Raw genomic sequence first — 24,304 nt, 5'->3', positions numbered from 1 at the left:
AACATGACAGAACAAAATAGCCAGGCTAAGGACATTTCCAGCAAACTTTGGGATATGGCAAATCAATTGCGCGGAAATATGGATGCTGGCGAATATCGAAATTACATCCTTGGATTTATGTTTTATCGTTATTTATCAGAACATCAAGAAACTTACTTAAAAAGCCAAGATTTGGTTGAATTGACAGCTAAGCAAACGATTAATGAAGCTTATCGACAAGAAGCTCAAGGTGATGAACTGCAAGATTATTTATTGGATATTTCCCAAAGCTTAGGTTATGCAATGTCGCCAGAGTATACTTGGGCGACAATTGTCAGCAAAGTTCAGGATAGTACCTTGGCTCCAAGTGATTTTCAAGCAATGTTTGATGACTTCGAAACAAATGCTAAATTAAACCCAAATGCGCGGCATGACTTTCAAGGAATTTTTACCGATGTTAATTTGAGTAATACTCGTTTAGGAACAACTACTGCTGCAAAGGCAAAAGCTTTAAGCAAGATTGTGGAGTTAGTTAACAGCTTTGACTATAACGATGAGCAAGGGCATGACATTTTAGGTGATGTTTATGAATATTTAATTGCTAAATTTGCTGGCAATTCAGGGAAAAAAGCTGGTGAATTTTATACGCCACATGAGGTTTCAATGGTTTTAGCTAAGTTGGTAACTTATCAAAATCAGTCAGATAAACACGCTTTCACTGTTTATGATCCGGCAATGGGTTCGGGTTCACTGCTTTTAACGGTCGGAAATGAGGTTCATGGTGGATACCAGCACGGGAAAGTTCAATTTTTTGGACAGGAACTAAACACTACTACCTATAACTTGGCGCGAATGAATTTGATGATGCATGGTGTTGATTATCAGAATATGACTTTAAGTAATGCTGATTCTTTGGAGCAAGATTGGCCAGATGGCTTGGATCAGCAAGGAATTGATCATCCGCGGCAGTTTGACGCAATTGTTGAAAATCCGCCTTATTCAGCTCATTGGGATAATCAAGACAGTAAATTAAAAGACCCGCGTTTTAAAGATTACAGCGGCTTAGCACCTAAAAGCAAAGCAGATTACTCGTTCTTGTTGCATGGCTTCTATCATTTAAATGAAACTGGTACAATGGCTATTATTTTACCGCATGGAGTATTGTTCCGAGGAGCAAAAGAAGCGAAAATTCGCCAAGCATTGTTAGAGAAAAACCAAATTGATGCAATTATCGGTATGCCAGCTGGGCTATTTTATTCAACTGGCATACCAACTGTTATTTTAGTGTTAAAGAAACAACGAGTAGCTAAGGATGTGCTGTTTATTGATGCCAGTAAAGAATTTGAAAAGGGGAAAAACCAAAATAAACTTCTACCAAGTAATATTGATAAGATTATTCGGACTTATCAGGAAAGAAAAGATGTTGACAAGTTTGCGCATGTTGCTAGCTTAGCTGAGATTCAAGAAAATGATTATAATCTGAATATTCCGCGATATGTTGATACTTTTGAACCGGAACCAGAGATTGATTTAAACCAAGTTAAAGCTGAATTAGCACAATTGGATCAAGAAATTGCACAAGCTAATGAAAAGTTCAAAGAAATGGCTAGTCAGTTGGTTGAAACGCATCCTGATAAACAGGGGGATAACAAATGAAGCAGCAAAAAATACGTTATCCGAAGTTAAGGTTCAAAGGATTTAGTGGCGAGTGGGGACAGCGGAAGTTTAAGAACTTGTATAAAAAGGTCGTTGAGAAAAATGATTTGTCTTTTGGAACAGAGCGAATAATTTCAGTAGCAAACATGTATTACAAGCCTAATGATTCGAAGTCAGATGAAAAATATATGGAAACGTATAACGTTTTTCGTGTAGGTGATATTGCCTTTGAAGGTCATAAAAGCAAGAATTTCTCTTATGGACGCTTCGTTGAAAATACAATTGGAGACGGAATTATTTCCCATGTTTTTGATGTTTTCAGGCCTATATCTGAGTATGATTTGAGTTACTGGAAATATTTTATTCACTATGAGGGTATTATGGGTCAAAAGCTGAGGATGTCTACCACAAAAGCAACTATGATGAATAATTTGGTCTCTAAGGATTTTTTAAAGCAATCTGTTTTAGTTCCTAACCTAGATGAACAAAAAAAAATCGGTATCTTCTTAAAACAACTCGACACCCTCATCACTCTTCATCAGCGTAAGTTGGATAATCTCAAAAAACTCAAGAAAAGCTATTTGCAAAAATTATTTCCGAAAAATGGTGAAAAGGTACCTAAATTAAGATTTCCAGGGTTTACTGATGCTTGGGAACAGCGTAAGTTAGGGGAAGAATTTAAGAAAGTTAATGAACGAAATGATGGCTCATTAGGAAGAGAAGATTGGATATCTGTTTCAAAAATGTATTTTCAAGATCCAGAGAAAGTACAGTCTAATAATATTGATACTCGTACTTATGTAATGAGGAAAGGGGATATTGCATTTGAGGGACACCATAATAAAAATTTTAAATTCGGTCGTTTTGTAGCCAATGATATTGGAACAGGGGTCGTTTCAGAATTGTTTCCGATTTATCGACATAAAAATGTTTATGATAATAGTTATTGGAAAAATGCAATACAAATTGAACGAATTATGGCACCTATTTTTGCGAAATCAATTACAACATCAGGAAATTCATCAAATAAGTTGAACTCAAAGCATTTTTTAAGACAAAAAATTTATATACCAAATGTAAAAGAACAACAGCAAATCGGTACCTTTTTTCAACAACTCGATAATCTCATCACTTTCCAGCAGCATAAGCTGGATAAACTAAAAGAACTAAAAAAAGCTTATTTACAAAAAATGTTTTGTTAATCCAGTACATTGACAAATAAATAGACATTACTTTAAAAATTTAGTATTATTTGGAAAGAAAAGTTTTTCAGGGGGTGTGTATTATGTCAAAAAAGAAAATATTGGGGAAATTAACTAAAACAGCTTTAGATGCTGTAGCACCTGATTTTGTAGATTCAACGGCAAATATTGTAAATCAACAACTCGAAAAACGAAAAGACTATATTAAAATACCTGATGTGATTTCATTACCGGTTGATGAGGCATCATCAATTTTGGAAAGTTACGGATTTAAATTCAGTAAAGCTTTATTGGATCCAGATATAAAATATGCTGACAAAAGATCTTTAACCGTATTAAAAATTTCGCCTAAAGTTGGCCGGTCTGTTGATCCAAAAACATTTGTCAAATTTTTTTATGCTGATGAAAATGTTATTACGCGAAGTAAAGAACTAAAAAATGCAGCCATTTCTCAGAAAAAGCTACAAAAAAAGGAACAGCAAGAGATTTTACACAATTTGGCTAATGGTACAATCAAACAAGCCAAGAAAATGATTAACAAATTCGATTTTCACAAACATAAAGAATAATAATTTTTTTAATCATCATATTTAAATTTATCTCATCTTCCTAAATAATTAATTTTATCAGCTAATAAGCTGAAAAATGTTAGGAGGATGTTTTTTTATGATTTCAAAAAAGTCAACACAACTTTTTTATCGTTATTATGCAGAATGGATTGGATTATATAAAATTAATGCAGTTCGCGAAGTCACATTAGACAAATATTACTTAACGCTTCACTGGTTAAGAGCACTCGCACCGACTCTAAAATTAAATCAACTAAATCGTCGTACTTATCAAAAATTAATTAATGACTACGCAATTGATCACGAGCGGCAGACAACGATTGATTTTCATCATCAAGTTAAAAGTGCAATTTTAGATGCTTTAGATGATGGTTTGATTGATACAAATCCTGCTCGTAAAGTAATTATTAAAGGGAGAAAACCTCGACCTAAAAAATTAAAGTATTTAAGTCAAGCACAACTGCAGCTTGTAATTAAAAATCTTAATTTAAAAACAAATTTGAACTGGGATTGGTTTATTTTATTGGTTGCTAAAACAGGAATCCGTTTTGCTGAAGGATTAGGTGTTACCCCAGAAGATTTCGATTTTGAAAAGGGTCAGTTGACGATTAATAAAACTTGGAATTATCGCCAAGCTAGTGGTGGCTTTCAACCAACTAAAAATACTTCTTCAGTCAGAAAAGTTAAACTTGATTTGAAATTAGCAAGTCAGTTCTCAAAACTAATTCAAAATCTTCCTTCAGGGAAACCAATATTTGTTAACGGTCGAGTTTTTAATTCAACTATCAATCATCGGCTGACCATACTATGTAAACAAGCGAAAGTTCCAGTAATAACGATTCATGGTTTACGTCACACTCATGCCTCGCTTTTGCTATTTGCGGGTGTTTCAATTGCAACTGTTGCTAAAAGATTAGGTCACTCAAGTATTACCACTACTCAAAAAACGTATTTGCACATTATCAACGAACTTGAATCACAAGATAACGATAAAATTATGCATGAAATGTCAGTTTTGATGTAAAAGAAAAGCACTCAAGTGAAATTTTCATTTGAGTGCTTTTACTGATTAAATAAACATTTGTTGCAAGTAAGCTTTTTTTAGTTCTTTGAGTTTGTCTAGCTTGCATTGCTGAAGGGTGATGAGATTGTCAAACTGTTGGAAGAAGATGCTGATTTTTTGTTGTTCATTAAAAGAAGGAAACCTAACTTTAACTGATTTGAGCGTTGAAAATTTTAAATTCCAAGTATCAGATGTTAATCCTTGCGAATTTCTTTTGAATGTTTGAATCATATCATAACGCTTAAAATCATAAGAAAAAAATTTAGAGTATACACCTTTTTTGGGAGTAATCACAGTATAAGCAGGACTAAGAATCCCATTATAAGGAGAGTAGCCACTTGCTCCTTGCCACATTCTCATTGAGTTATACGCAATATCTCCGACTTTAACTTCTTTATAATTTGATTTATCATTGCTTGAATTATCTTTCCTATTCAACTTGTTTGCTTTTACAACTCCAAAATTAATTGTAACAGAAATTAATTCACCTTCCTTATTTCTTTCTGAACGTTCGATAAAAGTATCGCCAACCTTACGCTGTTCCCAAGCAGCGTTCTTAGTTTTTTTCTTGTTAAATAGGGACTGAACTGAGTTATTTAAATACTCCTGACAAAATTAGTTAGTGATTCTAAATAAGCATGGCATACAAGTGATAAATGGTAAGATTCACCACTTTACCTTAAAAAAATCAAGAAGCTTTAATTTTTCTAAACAGATCAGCTGTTAAAAAAGTGAATAAAATTGTAAAATAAATTGGTTATATTTACAGGCTGTTTGTTCTTAATCAGAATGGATAGCCTGTTTGTAATCTAGTAAAAGACCGAAAAATAAGAATCTGCTATTGTATGAACTAAATTAGCTGGATACTGCTGATTAGAAGTTTTACTTTTGAATTAAAATAAGTCATAATCTAGATTAAATATATTTTATGATTCCGTAAATTTGTCAGGTGATTTTTACAAGCTGGTTCGATGTGTTGTAGGACAGCAACTGCTAAAACAATACTATCTGCACAAAATCAAAAAGACGAGGTTAACAGGTATGTTGATGATCTCAAATAACAGAATTTGAATGCCGAGTGAGAATTCAAAAGAACTTAAATCATTACTAGTATATTTTAAGTTCTTGGACTATCATATGAATAACCAAAAAATATTTTAAGGCGGTTTTTATGAAATCAGTAAAGATTGGCAATTTAACTTTAGGCAGCGGCAAACCCAAGATTGCGGTGTCATTGACTGGAAAAAATCAAAATGAAGTGTTGCAGCAAGCACAGCAAATTGCCGCAGTTCGACCGGATTTGGTTGAATGGCGACTGGATTATTTTCAAGATGTTTTAGAAATTACGACGGTCAGTCAATTGGCGGCTAAATTGCGCCAAATATTACCAACACCGCTGCTGCTGACATTTCGCACACAAGCTGAAGGCGGCGTGCGGCCTTTAAGTACAGCACAGTATTTTATTTTGTTGCGACAATTAATTGATCAGCAGCTTAGCGATGCAATTGATATTGAGGTTGCTCGTTCACGTCAAAATGTCATTGAAACTATTCAAGCAGCTCACCAGCAAAATTTGCCAGTTATTTTGAGTAATCATGATTTTCAAGCAACACCACCCGAAGCAAAATTAGTAGCTCGCTTGACGCTGATGAATGACTTGCAGGCTGATATTGCTAAAGTTGCTGTTATGCCGCACTCAGCGGCTGATGTGCTGACATTGTTAACAGCAACTCATATGGCAACTGAATGCTTGCCGCTGCCGTTGATTACCATGGCGATGGGAGATCTTGGCAAAATAACTCGTTTAAGTGGTGAGCTTTTTGGTTCAGTACTAACTTTTGGCAGTGTCGGGTCAGCATCAGCTCCTGGACAAATTCCGGCACAGACATTGCGCAGCTTATTAAACGAATTGCAATTGGATGCTCAGAATAAATAATTGCTTTAAAAAAATATTTTTTGAAAATGATTGACATTTAATAACTGACAAGTTAGAATCAACTTATTCAACATTAACGTTATCTTATATTTTGTTATCAATTTAAGGAGAATGCCATAATGAATTTGCAAAAATTAACTAATGATCGCCAACGATTTTATTATTACTGGTTTATCAAGTAGTGTCCGGATCACATTTGATGCGGGCATTACGTTCCCGCATCGGGTGTGACCAGTAATTTTTGTATGAAATTATGGAGTCGCATAGATGCAATCAGCACTGTGCGGCTTTTCTTATTTGATATTCGGCCATTAGGGGACGAGACAAAAAAGAAAAAGGCTTTTGCAGTGTTGGCTGCAAAAGTCTTTTTTTGTTGTTTGCAGTATTAGGAAATGGAGGAATCACTGATGAAGGTATTAAAAGCAGACCAATTAGCCATCAATAATTTACGCATGCTGAGTGCTGAAATGATTGAACGAGCCGGATCAGGTCATCCCGGCTTGCCGCTGGGAGCGGCTCCAATGATGTGGTGTCTTTGGAGTCGGCATTTGCGGGTCAATAGTCGTGATCCGCAATGGTTTAATCGCGATCGATTTGTTTTATCAGCGGGTCATGGATCAGCCTTGCTTTACAGTATGTTGCATTTAGCCGGATTTGATTTAACGATCGATGATTTAAAACACTTTCGTCAGTTTGGCAGTCGAACGCCCGGTCATCCAGAATATGGTGCTGTTCCGGGAGTTGAAGCTACGACTGGACCTTTAGGACAAGGATTGGGAATGGCGGTTGGGATGGCAGTTGCTGAACGTTTTTTAGCTGCCGAATATAACCAAGCCGGGAAACTAGTTGATCATTACACTTACGCATTAGTTGGTGATGGTGATTTGATGGAAGGCGTTTCGCATGAAGTAGCCAGCTTTGCTGGTAGGCAGCGTTTGAATAAGTTGATTGTTTTGTACGATTCTAACGATGTTTCACTTGATGGACCAACAGCGCGCTCCTTTACAACTAATGTGCGGCAGCGTTTTGCCAGTTATGGCTGGGATACGCATTTGGTTGCTGATGGTAATGATATAGCGGCGATCGATCAAGCTTTGTCGGCTGCTAAACAAACGGCAACGCCAACATTGATTGAAGTACGGACAACTATCGGATATGGCGCCCCAGCAGCCGGGACTAATCAAGTCCATGGACAACCATTAGGAGCGGACGGGCTAGCTGCTTTAAGGAAAAATTTGGCTTGGAGTGCTCCGCCATTTACCGTGTTACCAGAAGTTGCCCAAGCAGCTCAAAAAATGGTTAATATTCGTGGACAGCAGGCGGCTCAAAAATGGCAGCAGCAAGTCGCTGCATTAGCGAAAACTGATCCAACAGCCTTAGCTAAATTCAAGCAGTTGTTAGTGGGACGTTCTGAGTTACAGGTCACATTGCCACGCTACGACAACGGAGCTGAATCAGGCCGCGATACCAGTCATCAGGTCATTCAAAATTTGGCACAGCAAGATAATAATTTTGTGGGCGGCTCTGCTGATTTGGCAACCTCTAATCGAACAACGATTGAAGATAGCCCGTTGATGACACCAGAAGATCCAACTGGACGTAATATTGTTTTTGGAGTTCGCGAATTCGGTGAAGGAACTATTTTAAACGGGATGGCATTGCACGGTGGTTTACACGTTTTTGGTGCAACCTTCTTAGTTTTTTCAGATTACTTGCGTCCGGCGATTCGGTTGGCAGCACTGCAGAAGTTACCGGTAACCTTTGTTTTTACTCATGATTCCTTAGCAGTCGGAGAAGATGGTCCAACTCACCAACCAGTCGAACAGTTAATGAGCTTGCGGCAGATCCCGGGAGTTGAAGTTTTTCGACCAGCTGATCCGAATGAAGTTATGGCGGCTTGGAACCAAGCAATTAGTTCGATAGATCATCCGACGATTCTGATTTTAAGTCGGCAGCAACTGGAAGTTTTGCCGAATACAAAAGTTACCGCTGAACAAGGCGTTGATCATGGCGGCTATGTTATTTCACCACAGCAGGGACTGAAACCAGCCGGAATTCTTTTGGCGACCGGATCGGAGGTCAGCTTAGCTTTGCAAGTTCAGATGCGGTTGCAGCAGTTGGGACAAGATGTCAGTGTTGTTTCGTTGCCGTCTATGGAACGTTTTGCTCGTCAGTCTGCCAAGTACCAAGCTCAGGTGCTGCCGCCGCAAGTTCGTTGCCGGGTAGCGATTGAATTAGGCAGTCCGCAAGGCTGGGAAAAATATGTCGGCTTGGATGGAGAAGTTGTTGGGGTCGAAAGTTTTGGGATCAGTGGTTCGCTGCCAGAGCTGATGCAGGCGGCCGGCTTTACGGTCGATCGGATCGTTCAGGTTTATCAGCAAGCACGTGCTGCCAACAAACAATCATTGTCGGTAATTGGATAAAATGAGGTGATTCAAAATGAATGGTGAGACGCGGCTTTATGGCTTTTTAGCCCATCCTGCTCAGCATAGTTTGTCGCCATTGATGCATAATTTAAGTTTTCAGTTTAATCATTTAAATGCCTGTTACTTGGCATTTGATGTGCTGCCGGCTGATTTTGCGAACGCAGTCAACGGTTTAAGAGCCTTGAATTTTGGTGGTGCAAATTTATCATTGCCCTATAAACAGCAAGCGATTAAATATTTAGACGAACTAACACCGCGCGCTCAAAAAATTGCAGCAGTTAATACCATTAGAAATGATAATGGTCGTTTAATCGGTGACAGTACGGATGGTGCTGGATTATTTACTGATTTGCAGGAACAAAAAATATTATTGACAGCGCAGACGATTATGATTTTAGGCGCCGGTGGAGCTGGTCGGGCAATTATTGCCGCTGCCGCTGATTATCATATCAAACGAGTGTATGTCTGCAAACGGCCTAATCAAACATATACTAAAATTGCTGCTTGGCTGCATCAACTGGCTGCCCAAACGTCTACGGAATATTGCTTAGTAAATTATGCTGACACAGCTGCGTTACTGGCTGCTTTGCAAAAAAGTGCAATTGTGATCAATGCAACTGATCAGGGGATGGATGCTCAGCAGCTGCCATTGCCATTGGAAGTTTTACAACATTTAAAGCCGCAGCAATTTGTTTATGATCTGATCTATCATCCCTTAGTGACGCCTTTTCTAAAATATGCTCAGCAACGCGGCTGCAATTCTTGTAATGGCATTGGCATGTTATTGTGGCAGGGCGCATTAGCTTTTGAATTTTGGACAGGCAAAAAAATGCCAATCGAGATAGTTCGAAAAAATTTAGTAACCGAAATCAGGAGGAGAACAAAATGATTATTATTTTAAAAAACGATATTTCCCAAAATATTACTAAACTGCAAAAATTATTTGCTGGCAAAAAGCAGGTATTGGTTCAGCAAAATCGGGTAGCAGTGGTCGGAGCCGCCAAACAGGATTTACCAGCTGAAATTCAAGCAGCAGCTCAGATCATTGAAAATACACCGGCAGCCATTCAATCAAGTCGATTATTTCATCCCGAAGATATTGTTATCCGAACGCCACACACGGTAATTGACAATAATCATTTAATTATTATGGCCGGCCCGTGTTCGGTTGAAAGTCGGGAGCATATTTTAAAAATGGCAGCTGTTGCCAAACAAGGCGGGGCAACCGTTTTACGTGGTGGTGCTTTTAAACCGCGAACTTCACCGTATTCATTTCAAGGTTTGGGTGAAACAGGATTAAAATATTTGCGTGAAGCGGCTGATCTTAACGGGATGGATGTGGTTACGGAAGTCATGGATGATGAGCATGTGCCGTTGGTAGCCAAGTATACTGATATTTTCCAAATAGGGGCGCGTAATATGCAGAACTTTTCATTATTAAAAGCTGTCGGCAAAACTAAAATTCCGGTGGCATTAAAGCGTGGAATGTCAGCAACCATCGATGATTTGTTGAATGCGGCCGAATATATTGCTGCCGGTGGGAATCAACAGATTATGCTGATTGAACGCGGTATCCGGACATTTGATAATAAATATACGCGGAATACATTTGATGTTGCAGCTATTCCCGTTTTGCAGCAGCTGACTCCTTATCCGGTAATTGCTGATCCTAGTCACGCGGTGGGGCGTTGGGATTTGGTAACACCGATGGCAGCGGCGGGGGTCGCTGCTGGAGCTGCCGGTTTGATGGTTGAAATTCATGATGATCCAAAACGAGCTTTATCTGATGGACCGCAAGCACTCAAACCGGATACTTACTTGAAAATGACCCAACAGGCACAAGCAATTCGAACTTTAATGGCTGACTGAAAGTAGGCGTTTAAAAATGGAAAAAACAATTCCAGTTGTGACCAAGTCGCACAGTTATGAAATCAGAATTGTTACGCAGGGATTAGCTAATTTATTAGGTGAAATTCAACGAGTTTGGTCACCACGAAAAATTGCACTTATTACTGACGAAAATGTTGGCCCATTATATGCAGCTAAGGTACAGCAGCAGTTGTCAAAAGGCGGCTTTGCGGTTCAGTTGATAACGATTCCTGCCGGTGAAGCCAGTAAGTCATGGGAGTTTTTAGAAAAAATTATTCAACAGTTAGCGGCCGGGCATTTTAGTCGCCATGATGGGGTACTGGCATTAGGCGGTGGTGTCGTCGGTGATTTAGCCGGTTTGGCAGCTTCAATTTATTTACGCGGGATTGCTTTTATTCAGGTCCCGACATCTTTGCTGGCGCAAGTTGACAGTTCCGTTGGTGGGAAAACTGCAATTGATTTGCCAACTGGCAAAAACCTAGTGGGAACTTTTTATCAACCGGACCTAGTTTTAATTGATCCAGCTGTGTTAACCACTTTGAAAAGAAGATCTTTAGTAGAAGGTTATGGTGAAGTGGTCAAGTGTGCCGCCTTAGTTGGTGGTAATTTTTGGCAATTAACTGGTAACATTGAAAATTATCAAGCTATTAGGCAAGCGGCGGCTGAGTTGATCGAAGCCAGTGTTCGGTTTAAAGCCCAAGTGGTAGCAGCCGATGAAACCGAATCGCATCAGCGCCAGTTATTGAATTTCGGTCATACATTGGGTCATGCGGTTGAACAAGCGGCTGCCGGAAGGTTATTTCATGGAGAAGCGGTAGCGATTGGACTTTATCAATTGAGTCGATTGTTTGAACGCCGGCATTTAACCGCTGCTAAAACGACAGCTCAAATAGCAGTGCGCTTGAAAGCAGTCGGCTTGCCGCTTAGTGATCCGCAATTAGGAACACCAGCGTTTTATCAAGCCCTTCAACATGACAAGAAAATCAGTAACCAGCAGTTGACGCTGATTTATTTAAAACAAATTGGTCAACCAGATTTTTATCGTCGGCCATTAAATCAGATTATTACTTGGCTCCAGCAAGAATTACTAACGACAGGAAAATAATCAGCAATTAGTTATTTTAAAGCGAGATGGAAAAGTCTCTATATAATAGAAGAAACCGGCTAGAAATACGATTAAATTTTCTAGTCGGTTTCTTTGAGTTGGCATTGTTGCTTAAAATGTATAGAATGTATTTTAGATAAAGCTGAAAAACATTATGGAGAAAACGATGATTTATCAATATATTCTATTTGATTTAGATGGTACTTTGACCGATTCAAGTGAAGGAATTACCAAATCGGTTGCTTATGCACTGCAGCATTTTGCCATTCCAACTACTGATTTACAAACGCTGAATAAGTTTATTGGACCGCCATTAATTGATTCTTTTCAGCAATTTTATGGAATGGATCCAGCACAAGCCCAAGCAGCGGTAAATAAATATCGCGAACGATTCAGTCAGACAGGGATTTTTGAGAATCGTGTTTACCAAGGAGTTCCTGAATTGTTGTCTGCTTTAAAATCGCAGGGCAAGCAGCTGCTGGTAGCAACTTCTAAGCCGACTGTTTTTGCAGAACGGATTTTAGATCACTTTAATTTGCGGCAATATTTTGATTTTGTAGCCGGCAGCGGTCTTGATGGTACCCGACCCAACAAAACGGCGGTTATTCGCTATGCATTGGAACAGCAAAATATTGATTTATTACGCAAGACGATCATGGTCGGTGACCGCCAGTATGACATGGCAGCTGCCAATCAAGTGGGGATCGACTCGCTGGGTGTCTTATATGGTTTTGGTACGAAAACTGAACTGCAGGCAGCTGGTGCTAATTATCTTGCTGCCGATCCAGCAGCAGCTAAAAATTTTTTACAGCTGTGAAAGCAATTGAGCTATTTTAAAACAAGTCCAATTGTTCGGGTGATTGCGGATTCAAGCCGGTAAAATGCAATCCCAGCATTTTTTGTAACTGTTTAGCATTAGGGGCCGCATCACGAGCAGAATTATTATTAAAAATAACGCAAATTTCGTGGACTTGATCAGTGAAACTTTGCAACTGATTTTTAAAAGCAGCTAATTCTTGCGAGCTGTAACGATATAAAGTTCGTTGCTTGCGCCAATTTTTGCCCTTAGCCTGCCAGCCTAACTGGTTACGGCCATGCAGTCGCCAAAACATTAATTCAGGGGTGGTTATAGCTGGATAAAGTGGGATAGAAGTCGGCAGGCCGGTCGGTTCGTCAACAACCGCCAGGGTATAATGCTGCTGTCGACAAAAAGTGACTAGCGAAACAGCATTCTTGCCTTGGTACCAGCTGCGATGACGTAATTCTAAAGTCAGCGGTAAAGCTGGCAGCATTGATCGGAAAAATTTTAAATAGGCAACATTGCGGCTGGTAGCTTCAAAGAATGGCGGAAACTGACATAAAACGGTTTTTAGTTGCCCAGCTTGCTGCAAGGGAGCCAAGGCAGTCGCAAAAGCTTTGAAGCGGGCTGTTAATTTGTGGCCGCTCAAGGTTTCTCCCGGATGTCCGGTTAAAGCTTGATTAGCTTTGACGACGAATTGAAAATTGGTGGGAACTTGCTGCTGCCAGTTGGCAATTGTTTGTGGGCGCGGAATTCCATAGAAAAAAGTATCAATTTCAACTGTTGGAAAATGGGCGGCATATTCAGCTAACGTAACTGGTCGTGTTTGCTGGTTGATCAAAGCGGGATGCTCGCTCCAAGTCGTTAATCCCAAGGTAATCATTGACTAAGCTCCTTTCAATTAATGATTTTACCATCATTCGTTAGTTATCGACTAAAAAAGATTGTTAACGCAAGTAAAATATGTTAACTTTAGATTAATTTTAATTTAAAAAGAGCGGAGTGAGAAAGATGCAGGCTTGGATCACACTGCAGCATACGATCATAGAGATCGCTGCACTTCAGTAAAATACCAAAAAATTTGCCCAGCCATTACAATGACTGGCTTTACTGGAGTGTAATAAATGAAAATTGAATATCAAAAAAATGTTGCTTGCAGTTACTGGTACAGTTTCTTTGCTTTCTTTGGGATTAACAGTTTATGGGTGATTTATTTACAGCAGCAAGGTTTATCTTTAGTTGAGATCGGTCTTTGTGAAAGTATCTTTCATGTAGCCAGCTTTTTGTTTGAATTACCCAGCGGTGTTTTAGCGGATCGTTTTTCTTATAAATCAGTTTTAATAGCTGGTCGAATTATGGCGATTGCCGCGGCTGTTACTATGCTGATTGGAGGAAGTTTTTGGGTGTATGCTGGTGGATTTGTTTTGAATGCTTTTTCTTATAATCTGCAATCAGGTACGCTGGAAGCTTTGATTTACGACTCACTTTTGGAACAGCGCCAAGAGAAGCATTATCCCAAAGCTGCTGCTCACTTGAACATGATCTTTGAATTCGCTGATACGGGCGGAGTAGTATTAGCAGGTTTATTTGTCCATTGGCACTTTGAATTGACCTATGTAATTGAAATTTTGATTAGTTGTTTAGCGCTGTTTTCAATTTTGCTGGTTAAAGAACCCCGACTGGTTTCTGGTGCACAGACTGAGGAAACTTCTGCTGCTTCAACTAAGGAAATTTTGTTGGCTGCTTGGAAATTGCTGCAGCACCAACCGCAATTGCGTAATCTGATGATCTTTCAAGCCGGCTTTGATGCAGTCTGTACCAGTTATTATTTTTATTTTCAGTCTTTAATGGAGAATAAAAATTTTACTAGTTGGTTGATTTCAGCTTTATTGATCCTGGCAGCGGCGATCAATATCTTTGCCATGCATTTTGCGCCGCACCTAAAAGCGAAGCTGCCAGTTTCGACTTTTACTGGTTGGCTGGCGGTTAGTTTGCTGATCCTGCTGACTTGTTGGTTTAACCAATTAGTTATTTTATTGGGAATTTTTCTGCTGGTCCAGGCTTTGGGTTCAATTAGCGAACCAATCTTTAGCAGTTATTACAATGAAGCCGTCCCATCTGAACAGCGGGCAACTTTGCTGAGTGTTGCCAGCGTCTTTTTTTCAATTGGTATGATCGTAATTTTTCCTTTCTTAGGTTGGTTGATTGAAAAATCAAATTTTGCTATCGCTTTTGGCAGTTTAGGCTTAGTGTTATTGGTATTGCTTGGCAGTATTTCAATTCATAGTCGCTTTTTCGCTAACTAAAATCAAGCAAATTTTTTTAAATTTATTATCAGTTAACTTATAATAAGAAGCGTACTTTTAATTTTAAGAAGGCAGGTAATCTAAATGACAGCAATTCAGCATTTTAAATATTTGTTGGTCGGCGGCGGAATGGCAGCTGATCAGGCAGCAGCTGGAATTCGAGCTGTTGATGCACAAGGCTCAATTGGGATTTTGTCAGCTGACGTTGACGGACCTTATGCGCGGCCAGCGTTGAGCAAGAAACTTTGGGTTGATGAAAACTTCCATGATGAGGATATTGATTTTAAAACTGCAGAAAAACAGCAAGCACAACTTTTTTTACGAACCGTTGTGACCCAGATCGATCCCGCAGCTCATCAAGTTAAAACGTCTACTGGTCAAGCTTTCAGCTATGATAAACTCTTGTTGGCGACGGGCGCAAAAGCGCGTACTTTAGCTGGAACAGCCAGTCAGCGAGTGGTAGCATTGCGTTCCAAAGCTGATTATTTGAAGATTCGGGCATTCAGCGGCCAGCAGCAAACAGTAATTGTTGTTGGGGATGGTTTTATTGGCAGTGAAATCGCAGCCGGATTAGCACAATCGAACACGCAGGTTATTTATGTGATTGCCGGCTCACAATTATTTGAACGTAAACTTCCAACAGCCTTATGTCAGGAACTGGAACAAAAATATACGGCTGCCGGAGTAAAATTTTATTATCAAGAAAAAGCAGCTACTTATCAGCTTAAAGGCGAACAGGTCGAATTAACCTTAGAAGATGGAACTAGACTATTAGGCGATGGGCTGGTCTTAGGATTAGGTGCTGAAATTGATTATCAGTTGGCCAAACAGGCTGGATTGCATTTAGATAAAAATGGTGTAGTAGTCGATCAATATTTGCAGACTTCTGCGGCGGATGTTTGGGCAGCTGGAGATATTATTTCTTATCCAGATGTTATTTTAGGGCAAACCAAATCCGAACATGTTAAACACGCAATTCAATCAGGCTATATAGCAGGGAAAAACATGGCTGGACAAGCAGCAGCTTATACGTATACGCCGTATTTTTATAGTTGGGTCTTTGATATTTCTTGGGAAGCACTTGGAACCGTGGATACCAGCTTGCAGCTGTATCAAGAAAAATTAACGTCTGGTCAGCTGGTTTATTATTTTGACGATCAGGGTCAGCTGCAGGGAATCTTATCATGGAATGCAGCGGTTGACTTGGATCATTTACGCAATCTTTTCCGTCAGCATCCTGATTTGAAAACTTTGCAGCAGGTTTTACCATTAAAACCAATTAAATAAACGTATTTTCAGGTTGACTTTCGCTTGATCATGCCATATAAATATAATAACGATAATATTTCAAGCAATGCTGAAATGAGTAGATTTTTACTGTTGTTCAGAGAGCCGTTATTTGCTGAAAGACGGTCAGCAGTTATTTTTGAAGATGGTTTCAGCGCTGATAAATGCTGAATAATCAAGTATTTATGGTGACGTCCATTATCACGTCAAGTATCGATGATACTTATTGAGTGCAGCAATGTGAGTTGCTGTAAAATTATAGGTGGTAACGCGAAAATTTCGCCCTTGTTCTTGGATAGCAGGAACAAGGGCTTTTTATTTTGGCAAATTGAAGGGAGAAATAATAATGACAGCACAGAATCAAACTAAGGTCGGTCCATTCCGATATGATATCGTTGGCAGTTTTTTACGGACGCCAGCTTTGAAAGCAGCTTTGGCTAAGCAGCGCTCGGGAGAGCTTTCAGCAAGCGAATTTTTGCAGGTACGCCAGGCGGAGATAAAAAAATTAGTTGCTGCTGAAGTCGAACATGGCTTAGCTGATGTAACTGATGGTGAATTCAGCCGCAGCTGGTGGCACCTAGATTTCTTGTGGGGCTTAAACGGAGTAGAGCATTATGATTATCAAAAGAGCTATAAATTCAAGGGTGCTAAAACACGAACTGATAATGCTGAATTAAATGGTCGCGTGGCTTACAATCCTGACCATCCATTTTTTGCAGCTTTCAAATATCTTAAATCAGTTACTCCGGCAGGAATTGTTCCCAAGCAGACAATTCCTTCACCAACAATGCTGTTTCGCGATAATCGGTCTGACAATTGGCCGAAGTTTTATCAGCAGCGGACGGATTATTTGCATGATTTAGCGCAGGCATATCATTTAACGATTCAGCATTTCTATGATTTGGGAGCACGTTATGTCCAGATCGATGATACAACTTGGGCTTTTTTGATCAGCAAGTTAAATGAGACCAAAGATTCACCTGCAGAACAGAAAAAGTATGTAACACTTGCTCAAGAAGCAGTTTCAGTAATTAATGAAATGCTGACTGGACTGCCAGCTGACTTGACGGTGACAACTCATATTTGTCGCGGCAACTTTCGCTCGACCTTTTTATTTGCCGGTGGCTATCAGGCAGTTGCCAAGTATTTAGCCCAACTAAATTATGACGGCTTTTTCTTAGAGTATGATAATGAACGTTCTGGCGATTTTGCACCTTTAAAAACAATTTTTAATAATCGCCTAGAAAAACGGATCATCTTAGGATTGATTACTTCTAAAGCTGGGAAATTGGAAGATCCGGCTGAAATCAGCGAACGATTGCATGAAGCCAGCAAGTTTGTTCCATTGGCAAACTTGGGGCTTTCAACGCAATGCGGCTTTGCTTCAACTGAAGAAGGCAACTTGTTGACCGAAGAACAGGAATGGGCAAAAATCGAATTAGTAAAGAAAATAGCGCAACAAGTTTGGCACAATTAATTTAACTATGATGTCAGATTGCTTTCTAAAATTAAGTAAATTCTAAAAAAAAGATGCTTTTGTAAGAAAAAGCATCTTTTTTTCGTCAAAATAATGTTTTGAAATTGAATTAGTATACAAACTTAAGAAAAAGTTTATCATTTAAATAAGCGTTTGATTAGAAAAAGAAGAAAAACTTTATAATAAAAGGGAAAGCGGAGGTTTAAAAATGAAATTTAAAATTGTTCCGATCGGTGAACAAGCCTTGAATATTGTTTTTCCTGAAAAAATTGACGTCCGAGAAAATCAATTGATTCATAATTTAGCGGCCAGTTTAAAACAGCAATCACATTTGGGAATTGTTGATTTAATTCCGGCTTATCATACGTTGACTGTTAATTTTGATGTTGGTCTGACTGATTTTGAACAACTGAGCCGGCAGCTGGAAACCTTCATTCAAGCCGAAAAAACTACCGAAATAACTGCGGCATCACAGCGGGTTGTTGAAATTCCTGTTTGTTACGGCGGCCAATATGGACCTGATTTAACAGCTGTAGCAAAATTTGCTGAATTAACTCCGCAACAAGTGATTGCGTTGCACTGTCAGCAACCCTATTATGTTTATTTCCTAGGTTTCTTGCCAGGATTTGCCTATGCCGGTTTTGTGCCCGACAAAATTGCCATGCCCCGACTGCAGCAGCCGCGTTTAAAATTGGCAGCTGGTAGTGTCGGTATTGCTGGTAAGCAAACAGGGATGTATCCGGTAGCATCTCCTGGAGGTTGGCAGATCATTGGGCAGACGCCACTTAAGTTGTATGATCCAACAAATCCACTGCCGCCTTACCATGCTGGTGATTGGTTGCAATTCAAGGCAATTACAGCGGCCGATTTTGATCAGATTCAGCAAGCGTCGATTGCTGGAAAATATCAAGTGAAAACCTACCGTTTATCTGAAACAAAGGGGGCAAATTGATTTGCAAACAGCAATCGAAATTTTAAAACCAGGCTTGGCATCTACTATTCAAGATGCTGGTCGCTGGGGTTATCAGGCTTTTGGGGTTCCGGTTTCGGGGGCTGTTGACGATTTTTCACTGCAATTGGCCAACTTATTAGTGGGTAATTCTCCTGAGAAAGCCGGAATTGAGTTTATGCTGCTGGGACCAGCAATTAAGTTTCACTGTCCGACTTTTATTGCAGTCACTGGTGGCAGCTGTCAACCAGCTTTAAATCAAAAACAAATTGAACTGAATCGAGCTTATCAAGTCACTGCCGGCGATGTTTTGACTTTTAAGCCAATGAAACAAGGTCGGTTTGGTTATTTGGCAGTTGCCGGTGGAGTCAAGACTCCAGCAATCCTAGCTAGTCGTTCAACTACTAGCCGGTTGCAGCTCGGCGGGTTAAAGGGAAAATTATTGGCAGACGGTGATTTTTTACCATTGCAACCGACCTATCAGTTAGCTAGTTTACAGTGGCGGCACTGCGATTTGCCAGTTCAAACTCCAACCAAAGAATTACAGTTGCGTTTTATTAAGGGACCACAGTGGGCCAGCTTTTCAACAGCAGCCCAAGAAATGTTTTGTCAGCAGCAATTCCAAATTTCAACGCAAGCTGACCGGATGGGGTATCGGCTTTCCGGTTCCAAGCTGCCAATTCCTGCTAATAGTATGTTGTCAGAAGGAACGGTAACCGGTAATGTTCAAATTACTCGCAGTGGGCAACCGATCGTTTTATTAGCCGATCGTCAAACTGCTGGTGGTTATCCAGTGATTGGAACGATTTGTGCCGTTGATCTGCCATTGTTAGTTCAGGCTGGCATGAAACAACGACTGCGTTTTCAAGAAATTTCAGTTGCGGATGCTACCAAATTATTGCGTCAACGAATTCAGTTCTTACAACAATTGGCAGCAACTTTTCAGCGGCAGCGATATCAATTGCCGATTGGACCGCAACAAATCGCTGGGCAGCGGATTGCCCAGTTATTTGAAGCTTAAGGGGGTGGCAGTTTAATGGAAATTGATAAATTAAAAACACTGGTTCAGTTATTTAATGAAGCCGGTTTGAGTAAGTTGGAAATTAAAAGCAAGAATGAACAGATTACTTTAGAAAAAAAGGTCAAAACATCAGTTGCATCATCACCGTTAAAAACAGCAACGGTGCCGGCTGCGGTGGTTGAAGATCAAACAGTGGTCAAAGCTCCGTTTATCGGAACTTTTTATACCGCACCTGATCCCAAAGCTGCTCCATTTGTTAAAGTTGGTGATCAAGTCACTGTCGGTCAGCAATTGGGGATTATTGAAGCAATGAAAATGATGAATGAAATTAAGTCACCAATAACAGGAAAGGTAATTAAAGTACAAGCTGTTAATGGAGTGGCGGTTGAATATGATCAGCCGTTATTTACGATTCAAAAGTGAGGCGGATTTGATGAAAAAAGTATTGATTGCCAATCGGGGTGAAATTGCTGTTCGGATTATCCGTGCTTGCCGGGAACTTGGAATTGCAACAGTTGCAGTTTATTCAACTGCTGACCGTCGCGCGTTACATGTGCAATTAGCCGATCAGGCAGTGTGTATTGGTCCGGCGGCGGCCGCTGCCAGTTATTTAAATCAAACAGCTTTATTAACCGCGGCAAAGCTGACAGGAGCGGATGCAATTCATCCAGGCTATGGTTTCTTATCCGAAAATGCTGACTTTGCACGCAAATGTCAGCAAGCGGGTTTGACTTTTGTGGGACCAAGCGCTGACGTGATCGATTTAATGGGTGAAAAAGCTGCCGCTCGGGAAACGATGATCAAAGCTGAAGTACCGGTTATTCCCGGCAGTCAAGCCGAGTTTACAACGGCGGCAGCTGGTCTGCAGGCAGCTCAAAAAATTGGTTTTCCAGTTATGCTGAAAGCTAGTGCTGGTGGCGGTGGCAAAGGCATGCGGGTAATTGACCAAGCTGCTCAATTTAAGCATGAATTTGCTTTAGCCCAAAATGAAGCACTTAATGCATTTGGCAGCAAACAAATGTACTTGGAAAAATATTTAGCTCATCCGCGGCATATCGAAGTGCAAATTTTGGCCGATCAAGCTGGAAATGTTTGGGCAGTTGGTGAACGTGATTGTACGATTCAGCAGCATCATCAGAAAGTTATCGAAGAAGCTCCAGCAGTTTGCTTGTCTACGACTACACGAGAAAAATTATTGGCAACAGCTGTCACAGCAGCTAAGAGTCTGCATTATACGAGTGCCGGTACAATGGAATTCTTAGTGGCGGATGCCGAACATTTTTATTTTATGGAAATGAATACACGGATCCAGGTCGAACATCCCATTACCGAATTGACTAGCGGCATTGATTTAGTTAAGTGGCAATTAAAAATTGCTGCCGGAGAAAAATTGCCGGCAAAAGAATCGCTGCCAACGGCTAAATTTGCTTTAGAATGTCGAATCAATGCGCAAACGGCAGGGGTTATCAAGGGATTGCATTTGCCCGGCGGTTTGGGAATTCGGGTTGATACGGCAATTTATCAAGGATATCTAGTACCACCGAACTATGATTCAATGATTGCTAAAATAATTGCTTACGGAATAGATCGAAACACAGTAATTCAGCGAATGATAATGGCTCTGGATGAAACAGTTATCAGCGGCGTTAGAACCAATATTGATTTTTTGCTGCAACTATTGGCAGAACCAGATTACCGACAATTACGAACCGATATTAATTGGCTTGATAATTTGGCAACGCCACCGGCAACTGAAAAGGAGGGGAAGATCTAATGGAAAATCTGAACAAACTATCACCGGTAGAATTGCGTCATTTAATCAGAACCGGAAAGTTTAGTGGACAAACGAGTGGCTTGGCGGCTGGATTTACTCAGGCAAATTTGGTGATTTTGCCGCGAAGTCTGGCCTATGATTTTTTGTTATTTGCGCAGCGCAATCCGAAACCATGTCCAATTTTGGAAGTTAGTGATGCCGGCAGCCGAAACCTGCGGCAATTTGCTCAAGATGTGGATTTAGCTAATGATTTTCCTAAATATCGAATCTATCGTGATGGGAAATTGACAGAAGAAGTTACAAGTGTTGAAAAATATTGGCGAGATGATTTGGTCAGTTTTATTATCGGCTGCAGTTTCTCATTTGAGGCGGAATTGATAGCTGCCGGAATTGAAGTTCGTCAGATAACGTTGGGATTAAATGTTCCCATGTACAATACCAATATTGAATTGACTCCGGCCGGTAAATTTCGTGGAACAATGGTTGTCAGCATGCGACCGATTCCTACAGAACAGGTGGTTAAAGCAGTTAAGGTAACAGCTGCTATGCCTAAAGTCCATGGAGCACCAATTCAAATTGGCCAGCCGGCAAAAATCGGAATTAAAGATTTAGCGCATCCAGATTATGGGGACGCGGTACCGATAAAACCCGGTGAGGTACCGGTCTTTTGGCCTTGCGGAGTTACTCCGCAAAATGTCATTATGCAAGTTAAGCCACCATTTGTAATTACGCATTCTCCGGGGCATATGCTGATTACTGATATTAAAAATACCAGCCTAAAATATGATTAAGAAATGGGAGGTTCTAGTGTGAAAATTGATTTAAATAGTGATTTAGGTGAAAGTTTTGGCCGCTATCATTTAGGTAACGACACACAGGTCATTCAATTAGTAACATCGGTTAACGTGGCTTGTGGTTTTCATGCCGGTGATCCGGATGTGATGGCCCAAACAGTTGCAGTTGCTGAAAAAGCTGGGGTCAAAATTGGAGCACATCCCGGATTTCCAGATTTGCAAGGCTTTGGTCGGCGGCAAATGAAGCTGACCCCTGCTGAAGTTAAGCACTTGGTAACTTATCAAATTGGAGCCTTACAAGCATTTACGAGCGATCATCGCTTGCATCATGTTAAACCACACGGTGCTCTTTATAATTTAGCCGCCAATGATTATCAGTTAGCGGTAGCTATTTGTCAGGGAATTCAGCAGGTTGACCCGGAATTGCCGCTCTATGGATTGGCTGGCAGTGAATTGATCAAAGCTGCCAAAGCGGTTGGCTTGCCGGCTGCGCAAGAGGTTTTCGGTGATCGAAATTATTTACCCGACGGTCGTTTGGTTCCCCGCAGTCAGCCTAATGCTGTTATTACCGATCCAGCGGTAATTGCTGCACGCGTTTTGCAAATGCTGCAGACGCATACGGTAACTGCTATTGATGGTTCTCAGGTGGAGTTGCAGCCGGATACGGTCTGTGTACATGGTGATAATCAACAGGCGCTGGCAATTGTCGCACGTTTGCGGGAAACCTTGGTGCAAGCAGAAGTAAAATTGCAGTCGTTTTAAAACTGCGAAGGAGAATGACTTAATTTTTTTAAATAAGAGAGGAATTTGTATATGACCAATAAACCAAGTAAAAATGATTTGCCTAAAATTGATCAAGCGAGCCGTTCTCCATGGAGCATCGCAATGGGGGCAGCCTTTTTAATGGCAATGGCTGCTGTTGGGCCGGGATTTTTAACGCAAACAGCAACTTTTACGGGTCAAATGGGTGCCAACTTTGGTTTTGCTATTTTAATTTGTATTATTTTTGATGTTATTGTTCAAATGAATATTTGGCGGATAATTGTTGTTAGTGGTCAAAAAGCCCAAACTTTGGCTAATGAGATTTTCCCCGGATTAGGGTATGTACTATCATTTTTAGTCGCAGTCGGGGGGTTGTTTTTCAATATCGGCAATGTTGGCGGAGCTGGATTAGGTTTGAATGTACTGTTTGGCATTTCACCAGAAAATGGGGCAGTGATTGCCGGATTACTGGCAATTATCGTTTTTGTGGTTAAGAATGCTTTGACGGTTATGGACCGAACAGTTCAGGTATTGGCAGTCGTTAAAGTTGCCATTTTAATTTACATTATTGTTGTAATGGCAGTTCCATATCAGCAAGCCGTTCAACATACTTTTTTGCCGACTAAAGTTGACTTTTATTCAATTGTAACGATTGTCGGAGGAACAGTCGGCGGTTATATTTCATTTTCTGGTGGGCATCGTTTGCTGGAAGGCGGATTGACCGGCAAGAAAAATATCAAGTATGTTAATGCCGGAGCTTTAACTGGGATTGGAGTTGCTTCCGTTATTAGAGTTATGCTGTTCTTAGCCGGCTTGGCAGTAGTTGTGACGGGGACTAAATTGGATCCAACTAATCCGGCGGCTTCGATTTTTAAATATGCGGCCGGAAATTTCGGTTATAAGTTTTTCGGTATATTGTTATTTGCCGCCGGAATGACTTCAGTTTTAGGATCAACATTTACTTCTACTTCATTTTTGGATTATGCAGTTGGGAAAAACAAGAATTTTTATCAGAATTATCACAAAATTTTGGTGATTGGTTTTATTGTAATTTCGACAGTAGTCTTTTATTTAATCGGTTCACCAGCTAAAGTTTTGGTTTTTGTCGGTGCTGCCAATGGATTTATATTGCCAATTTCTTTAGCAATATTATTGTTAGCCAGTCGCAATCATAAATTGATGGGGGATTACCATCATCCAAAATGGTTGACATATACTGGTTGGCTGGTAGTTATTTTTATGGCATATGCCAGCATTGAAACTCTCTTAGGTTTATTTTAAAAACACTCAAACTTTGTAAAACAATTTGGCAGCTGGCTGCTGAATTGTT

Annotated in this window: 21 protein-coding genes, 1 pseudogene and 1 other annotated feature; of the genes and pseudogenes, 20 read left to right on the top strand and 2 right to left on the bottom strand. The window is 40.1% G+C overall.

Annotated elements, in window-relative coordinates; genetic code table 11:
* Positions 1 to 3 precede the first annotated feature (3 nt).
* The 4 genes from FC89_RS11030 (at position 4) to FC89_RS11015 (ending at position 4,430) form a co-directional block, all read left to right on the top strand.
* Positions 4 to 1,635, top strand: coding sequence for a type I restriction-modification system subunit M (locus FC89_RS11030; protein WP_057872596.1), 1,632 nt, complete (start codon positions 4 to 6; stop codon positions 1,633 to 1,635).
* The gene (locus FC89_RS12810) at positions 1,632 to 2,837 is read left to right on the top strand and encodes a restriction endonuclease subunit S (RefSeq protein ID WP_083485484.1); all 1,206 of its coding nucleotides are present in this window, start codon (positions 1,632 to 1,634) and stop codon (positions 2,835 to 2,837) included. Before FC89_RS11030 ends, FC89_RS12810 begins: the two co-directional genes overlap by 4 nt.
* A gap of 83 nt (positions 2,838 to 2,920) precedes the next feature.
* Entirely contained in the window at positions 2,921 to 3,406 is a 486-nt protein-coding gene (locus tag FC89_RS11020) for a PASTA domain-containing protein (protein WP_057872595.1), read from the top strand.
* Between the two features lie 97 nt (positions 3,407 to 3,503).
* On the top strand, positions 3,504 to 4,430 hold the full coding sequence (locus tag FC89_RS11015) for a site-specific integrase (protein WP_057872594.1): 927 nt from the start codon (positions 3,504 to 3,506) through the stop codon (positions 4,428 to 4,430).
* A 45-nt stretch (positions 4,431 to 4,475) separates the two neighbouring features.
* Here the strand turns inward: FC89_RS11015 and FC89_RS11010 are convergent.
* Positions 4,476 to 5,003, bottom strand: a pseudogene (locus tag FC89_RS11010) (restriction endonuclease subunit S); the annotation flags it as partial.
* A gap of 637 nt (positions 5,004 to 5,640) precedes the next feature.
* On the opposite strand from FC89_RS11010, the gene aroD reads away from it, so the two are divergent.
* From aroD to FC89_RS10980, 6 genes are all read left to right on the top strand, one after another.
* Positions 5,641 to 6,405 carry a type I 3-dehydroquinate dehydratase gene (aroD, locus tag FC89_RS11005; protein WP_057872593.1) on the top strand — a complete coding sequence of 255 codons (765 nt, stop codon included), beginning with the start codon at positions 5,641 to 5,643 and terminating at the stop codon, positions 6,403 to 6,405.
* Positions 6,406 to 6,812: 407 nt separating this feature from the next.
* Positions 6,813 to 8,828, top strand: a complete 2,016-nt coding sequence (gene tkt / locus FC89_RS11000; protein WP_157060719.1) for a transketolase — start codon at positions 6,813 to 6,815, stop codon at positions 8,826 to 8,828.
* Positions 8,829 to 8,844: 16 nt separating this feature from the next.
* Positions 8,845 to 9,720, top strand: coding sequence for a shikimate dehydrogenase (gene aroE, locus FC89_RS10995; RefSeq protein ID WP_057872591.1), 876 nt, complete (start codon positions 8,845 to 8,847; stop codon positions 9,718 to 9,720).
* The gene (aroF, locus tag FC89_RS10990) at positions 9,717 to 10,700 is read left to right on the top strand and encodes a 3-deoxy-7-phosphoheptulonate synthase (RefSeq protein WP_057872590.1); all 984 of its coding nucleotides are present in this window, start codon (positions 9,717 to 9,719) and stop codon (positions 10,698 to 10,700) included. The genes aroE and aroF overlap by 4 nt, the downstream gene beginning before the upstream one ends.
* 16 nt (positions 10,701 to 10,716) lie before the next feature.
* Positions 10,717 to 11,805 (top strand): 3-dehydroquinate synthase, encoded by a 1,089-nt coding sequence (gene aroB, locus FC89_RS10985; protein ID WP_057872589.1) that lies wholly within the window; start codon positions 10,717 to 10,719, stop codon positions 11,803 to 11,805.
* 169 nt (positions 11,806 to 11,974) lie between these two features.
* Positions 11,975 to 12,622, top strand: a complete 648-nt coding sequence (locus FC89_RS10980) for an HAD family hydrolase (RefSeq protein WP_201780769.1) — start codon at positions 11,975 to 11,977, stop codon at positions 12,620 to 12,622.
* Positions 12,623 to 12,638: 16 nt separating this feature from the next.
* Here the strand turns inward: FC89_RS10980 and FC89_RS10975 are convergent, their stop codons facing one another.
* Positions 12,639 to 13,487: a DUF72 domain-containing protein gene (locus FC89_RS10975; RefSeq protein ID WP_057872587.1), complete on the bottom strand. Its 849-nt coding sequence runs from the start codon at positions 13,485 to 13,487 to the stop codon at positions 12,639 to 12,641.
* Between the two features lie 241 nt (positions 13,488 to 13,728).
* Between FC89_RS10975 and FC89_RS10970 the strand changes: the two genes are divergently transcribed.
* The 10 genes from FC89_RS10970 (at position 13,729) to FC89_RS10925 (ending at position 24,255) form a co-directional block, all read left to right on the top strand.
* Complete coding sequence (locus FC89_RS10970) at positions 13,729 to 14,910, top strand: MFS transporter (RefSeq protein ID WP_057872586.1); 1,182 nt, start codon at positions 13,729 to 13,731, stop codon at positions 14,908 to 14,910.
* An 84-nt stretch (positions 14,911 to 14,994) separates the two neighbouring features.
* The gene (locus FC89_RS10965) at positions 14,995 to 16,197 is read left to right on the top strand and encodes an NAD(P)/FAD-dependent oxidoreductase (protein ID WP_057872585.1); all 1,203 of its coding nucleotides are present in this window, start codon (positions 14,995 to 14,997) and stop codon (positions 16,195 to 16,197) included.
* Positions 16,198 to 16,255: 58 nt separating this feature from the next.
* Positions 16,256 to 16,487 (top strand) — a binding site (T-box leader).
* 56 nt (positions 16,488 to 16,543) lie between these two features.
* Complete coding sequence (locus FC89_RS10960; protein ID WP_057872584.1) at positions 16,544 to 17,674, top strand: vitamin B12 independent methionine synthase; 1,131 nt, start codon at positions 16,544 to 16,546, stop codon at positions 17,672 to 17,674.
* A gap of 208 nt (positions 17,675 to 17,882) precedes the next feature.
* Positions 17,883 to 18,626: a 5-oxoprolinase subunit PxpB gene (gene pxpB, locus FC89_RS10955; RefSeq protein ID WP_057872583.1), complete on the top strand. Its 744-nt coding sequence runs from the start codon at positions 17,883 to 17,885 to the stop codon at positions 18,624 to 18,626.
* Between the two features lies 1 nt (position 18,627).
* Complete coding sequence (locus FC89_RS10950; protein ID WP_235804418.1) at positions 18,628 to 19,644, top strand: 5-oxoprolinase subunit C family protein; 1,017 nt, start codon at positions 18,628 to 18,630, stop codon at positions 19,642 to 19,644.
* Positions 19,645 to 19,659: 15 nt separating this feature from the next.
* Entirely contained in the window at positions 19,660 to 20,067 is a 408-nt protein-coding gene (locus tag FC89_RS10945) for an acetyl-CoA carboxylase biotin carboxyl carrier protein (protein WP_057872582.1), read from the top strand.
* Between the two features lie 10 nt (positions 20,068 to 20,077).
* Positions 20,078 to 21,418 (top strand): acetyl-CoA carboxylase biotin carboxylase subunit, encoded by a 1,341-nt coding sequence (locus FC89_RS10940; RefSeq protein WP_057872655.1) that lies wholly within the window; start codon positions 20,078 to 20,080, stop codon positions 21,416 to 21,418.
* A complete protein-coding gene (locus tag FC89_RS10935) occupies positions 21,418 to 22,209 on the top strand; it encodes a putative hydro-lyase (RefSeq protein ID WP_057872581.1) in 792 nt (263 codons plus the stop codon). The genes FC89_RS10940 and FC89_RS10935 overlap by 1 nt, the downstream gene beginning before the upstream one ends.
* Positions 22,210 to 22,227: 18 nt before the next feature.
* On the top strand, positions 22,228 to 22,974 hold the full coding sequence (locus FC89_RS10930; protein WP_057872580.1) for a LamB/YcsF family protein: 747 nt from the start codon (positions 22,228 to 22,230) through the stop codon (positions 22,972 to 22,974).
* Between the two features lie 51 nt (positions 22,975 to 23,025).
* Positions 23,026 to 24,255 carry an NRAMP family divalent metal transporter gene (locus FC89_RS10925; RefSeq protein ID WP_057872579.1) on the top strand — a complete coding sequence of 410 codons (1,230 nt, stop codon included), beginning with the start codon at positions 23,026 to 23,028 and terminating at the stop codon, positions 24,253 to 24,255.
* Positions 24,256 to 24,304 lie beyond the last annotated feature (49 nt).

It is taken from the genome of Liquorilactobacillus ghanensis DSM 18630, assembly GCF_001435235.1.
In the GTDB taxonomy this organism is placed as follows: Bacteria; Bacillota; Bacilli; order Lactobacillales; family Lactobacillaceae; genus Liquorilactobacillus; species Liquorilactobacillus ghanensis.
Note: the sequence above shows the minus strand (reverse complement) of the source record. Positions and strands in the feature narration are given on the sequence as shown.

What these genes read in the sequence shown, in the direction of transcription:
- FC89_RS11030 (WP_057872596.1), top strand. Translation starts at nt 4, where the DNA reads ATGACAGAACAAAATAGCCAGGCTAAGGACATTTCCAGCAAACTTTGG.
- FC89_RS12810 (WP_083485484.1), top strand. Translation starts at nt 1,632, where the DNA reads ATGAAGCAGCAAAAAATACGTTATCCGAAGTTAAGGTTCAAAGGATTT.
- FC89_RS11020 (WP_057872595.1), top strand. Translation starts at nt 2,921, where the DNA reads ATGTCAAAAAAGAAAATATTGGGGAAATTAACTAAAACAGCTTTAGAT.
- FC89_RS11015 (WP_057872594.1), top strand. Translation starts at nt 3,504, where the DNA reads ATGATTTCAAAAAAGTCAACACAACTTTTTTATCGTTATTATGCAGAA.
- aroD (WP_057872593.1), top strand. Translation starts at nt 5,641, where the DNA reads ATGAAATCAGTAAAGATTGGCAATTTAACTTTAGGCAGCGGCAAACCC.
- tkt (WP_157060719.1), top strand. Translation starts at nt 6,813, where the DNA reads ATGAAGGTATTAAAAGCAGACCAATTAGCCATCAATAATTTACGCATG.
- aroE (WP_057872591.1), top strand. Translation starts at nt 8,845, where the DNA reads ATGAATGGTGAGACGCGGCTTTATGGCTTTTTAGCCCATCCTGCTCAG.
- aroF (WP_057872590.1), top strand. Translation starts at nt 9,717, where the DNA reads ATGATTATTATTTTAAAAAACGATATTTCCCAAAATATTACTAAACTG.
- aroB (WP_057872589.1), top strand. Translation starts at nt 10,717, where the DNA reads ATGGAAAAAACAATTCCAGTTGTGACCAAGTCGCACAGTTATGAAATC.
- FC89_RS10975 (WP_057872587.1), bottom strand. Translation starts at nt 13,487, where the DNA reads ATGATTACCTTGGGATTAACGACTTGGAGCGAGCATCCCGCTTTGATC.
- FC89_RS10970 (WP_057872586.1), top strand. Translation starts at nt 13,729, where the DNA reads ATGAAAATTGAATATCAAAAAAATGTTGCTTGCAGTTACTGGTACAGT.
- FC89_RS10965 (WP_057872585.1), top strand. Translation starts at nt 14,995, where the DNA reads ATGACAGCAATTCAGCATTTTAAATATTTGTTGGTCGGCGGCGGAATG.
- FC89_RS10960 (WP_057872584.1), top strand. Translation starts at nt 16,544, where the DNA reads ATGACAGCACAGAATCAAACTAAGGTCGGTCCATTCCGATATGATATC.
- pxpB (WP_057872583.1), top strand. Translation starts at nt 17,883, where the DNA reads ATGAAATTTAAAATTGTTCCGATCGGTGAACAAGCCTTGAATATTGTT.
- FC89_RS10945 (WP_057872582.1), top strand. Translation starts at nt 19,660, where the DNA reads ATGGAAATTGATAAATTAAAAACACTGGTTCAGTTATTTAATGAAGCC.
- FC89_RS10940 (WP_057872655.1), top strand. Translation starts at nt 20,078, where the DNA reads ATGAAAAAAGTATTGATTGCCAATCGGGGTGAAATTGCTGTTCGGATT.
- FC89_RS10935 (WP_057872581.1), top strand. Translation starts at nt 21,418, where the DNA reads ATGGAAAATCTGAACAAACTATCACCGGTAGAATTGCGTCATTTAATC.
- FC89_RS10925 (WP_057872579.1), top strand. Translation starts at nt 23,026, where the DNA reads ATGACCAATAAACCAAGTAAAAATGATTTGCCTAAAATTGATCAAGCG.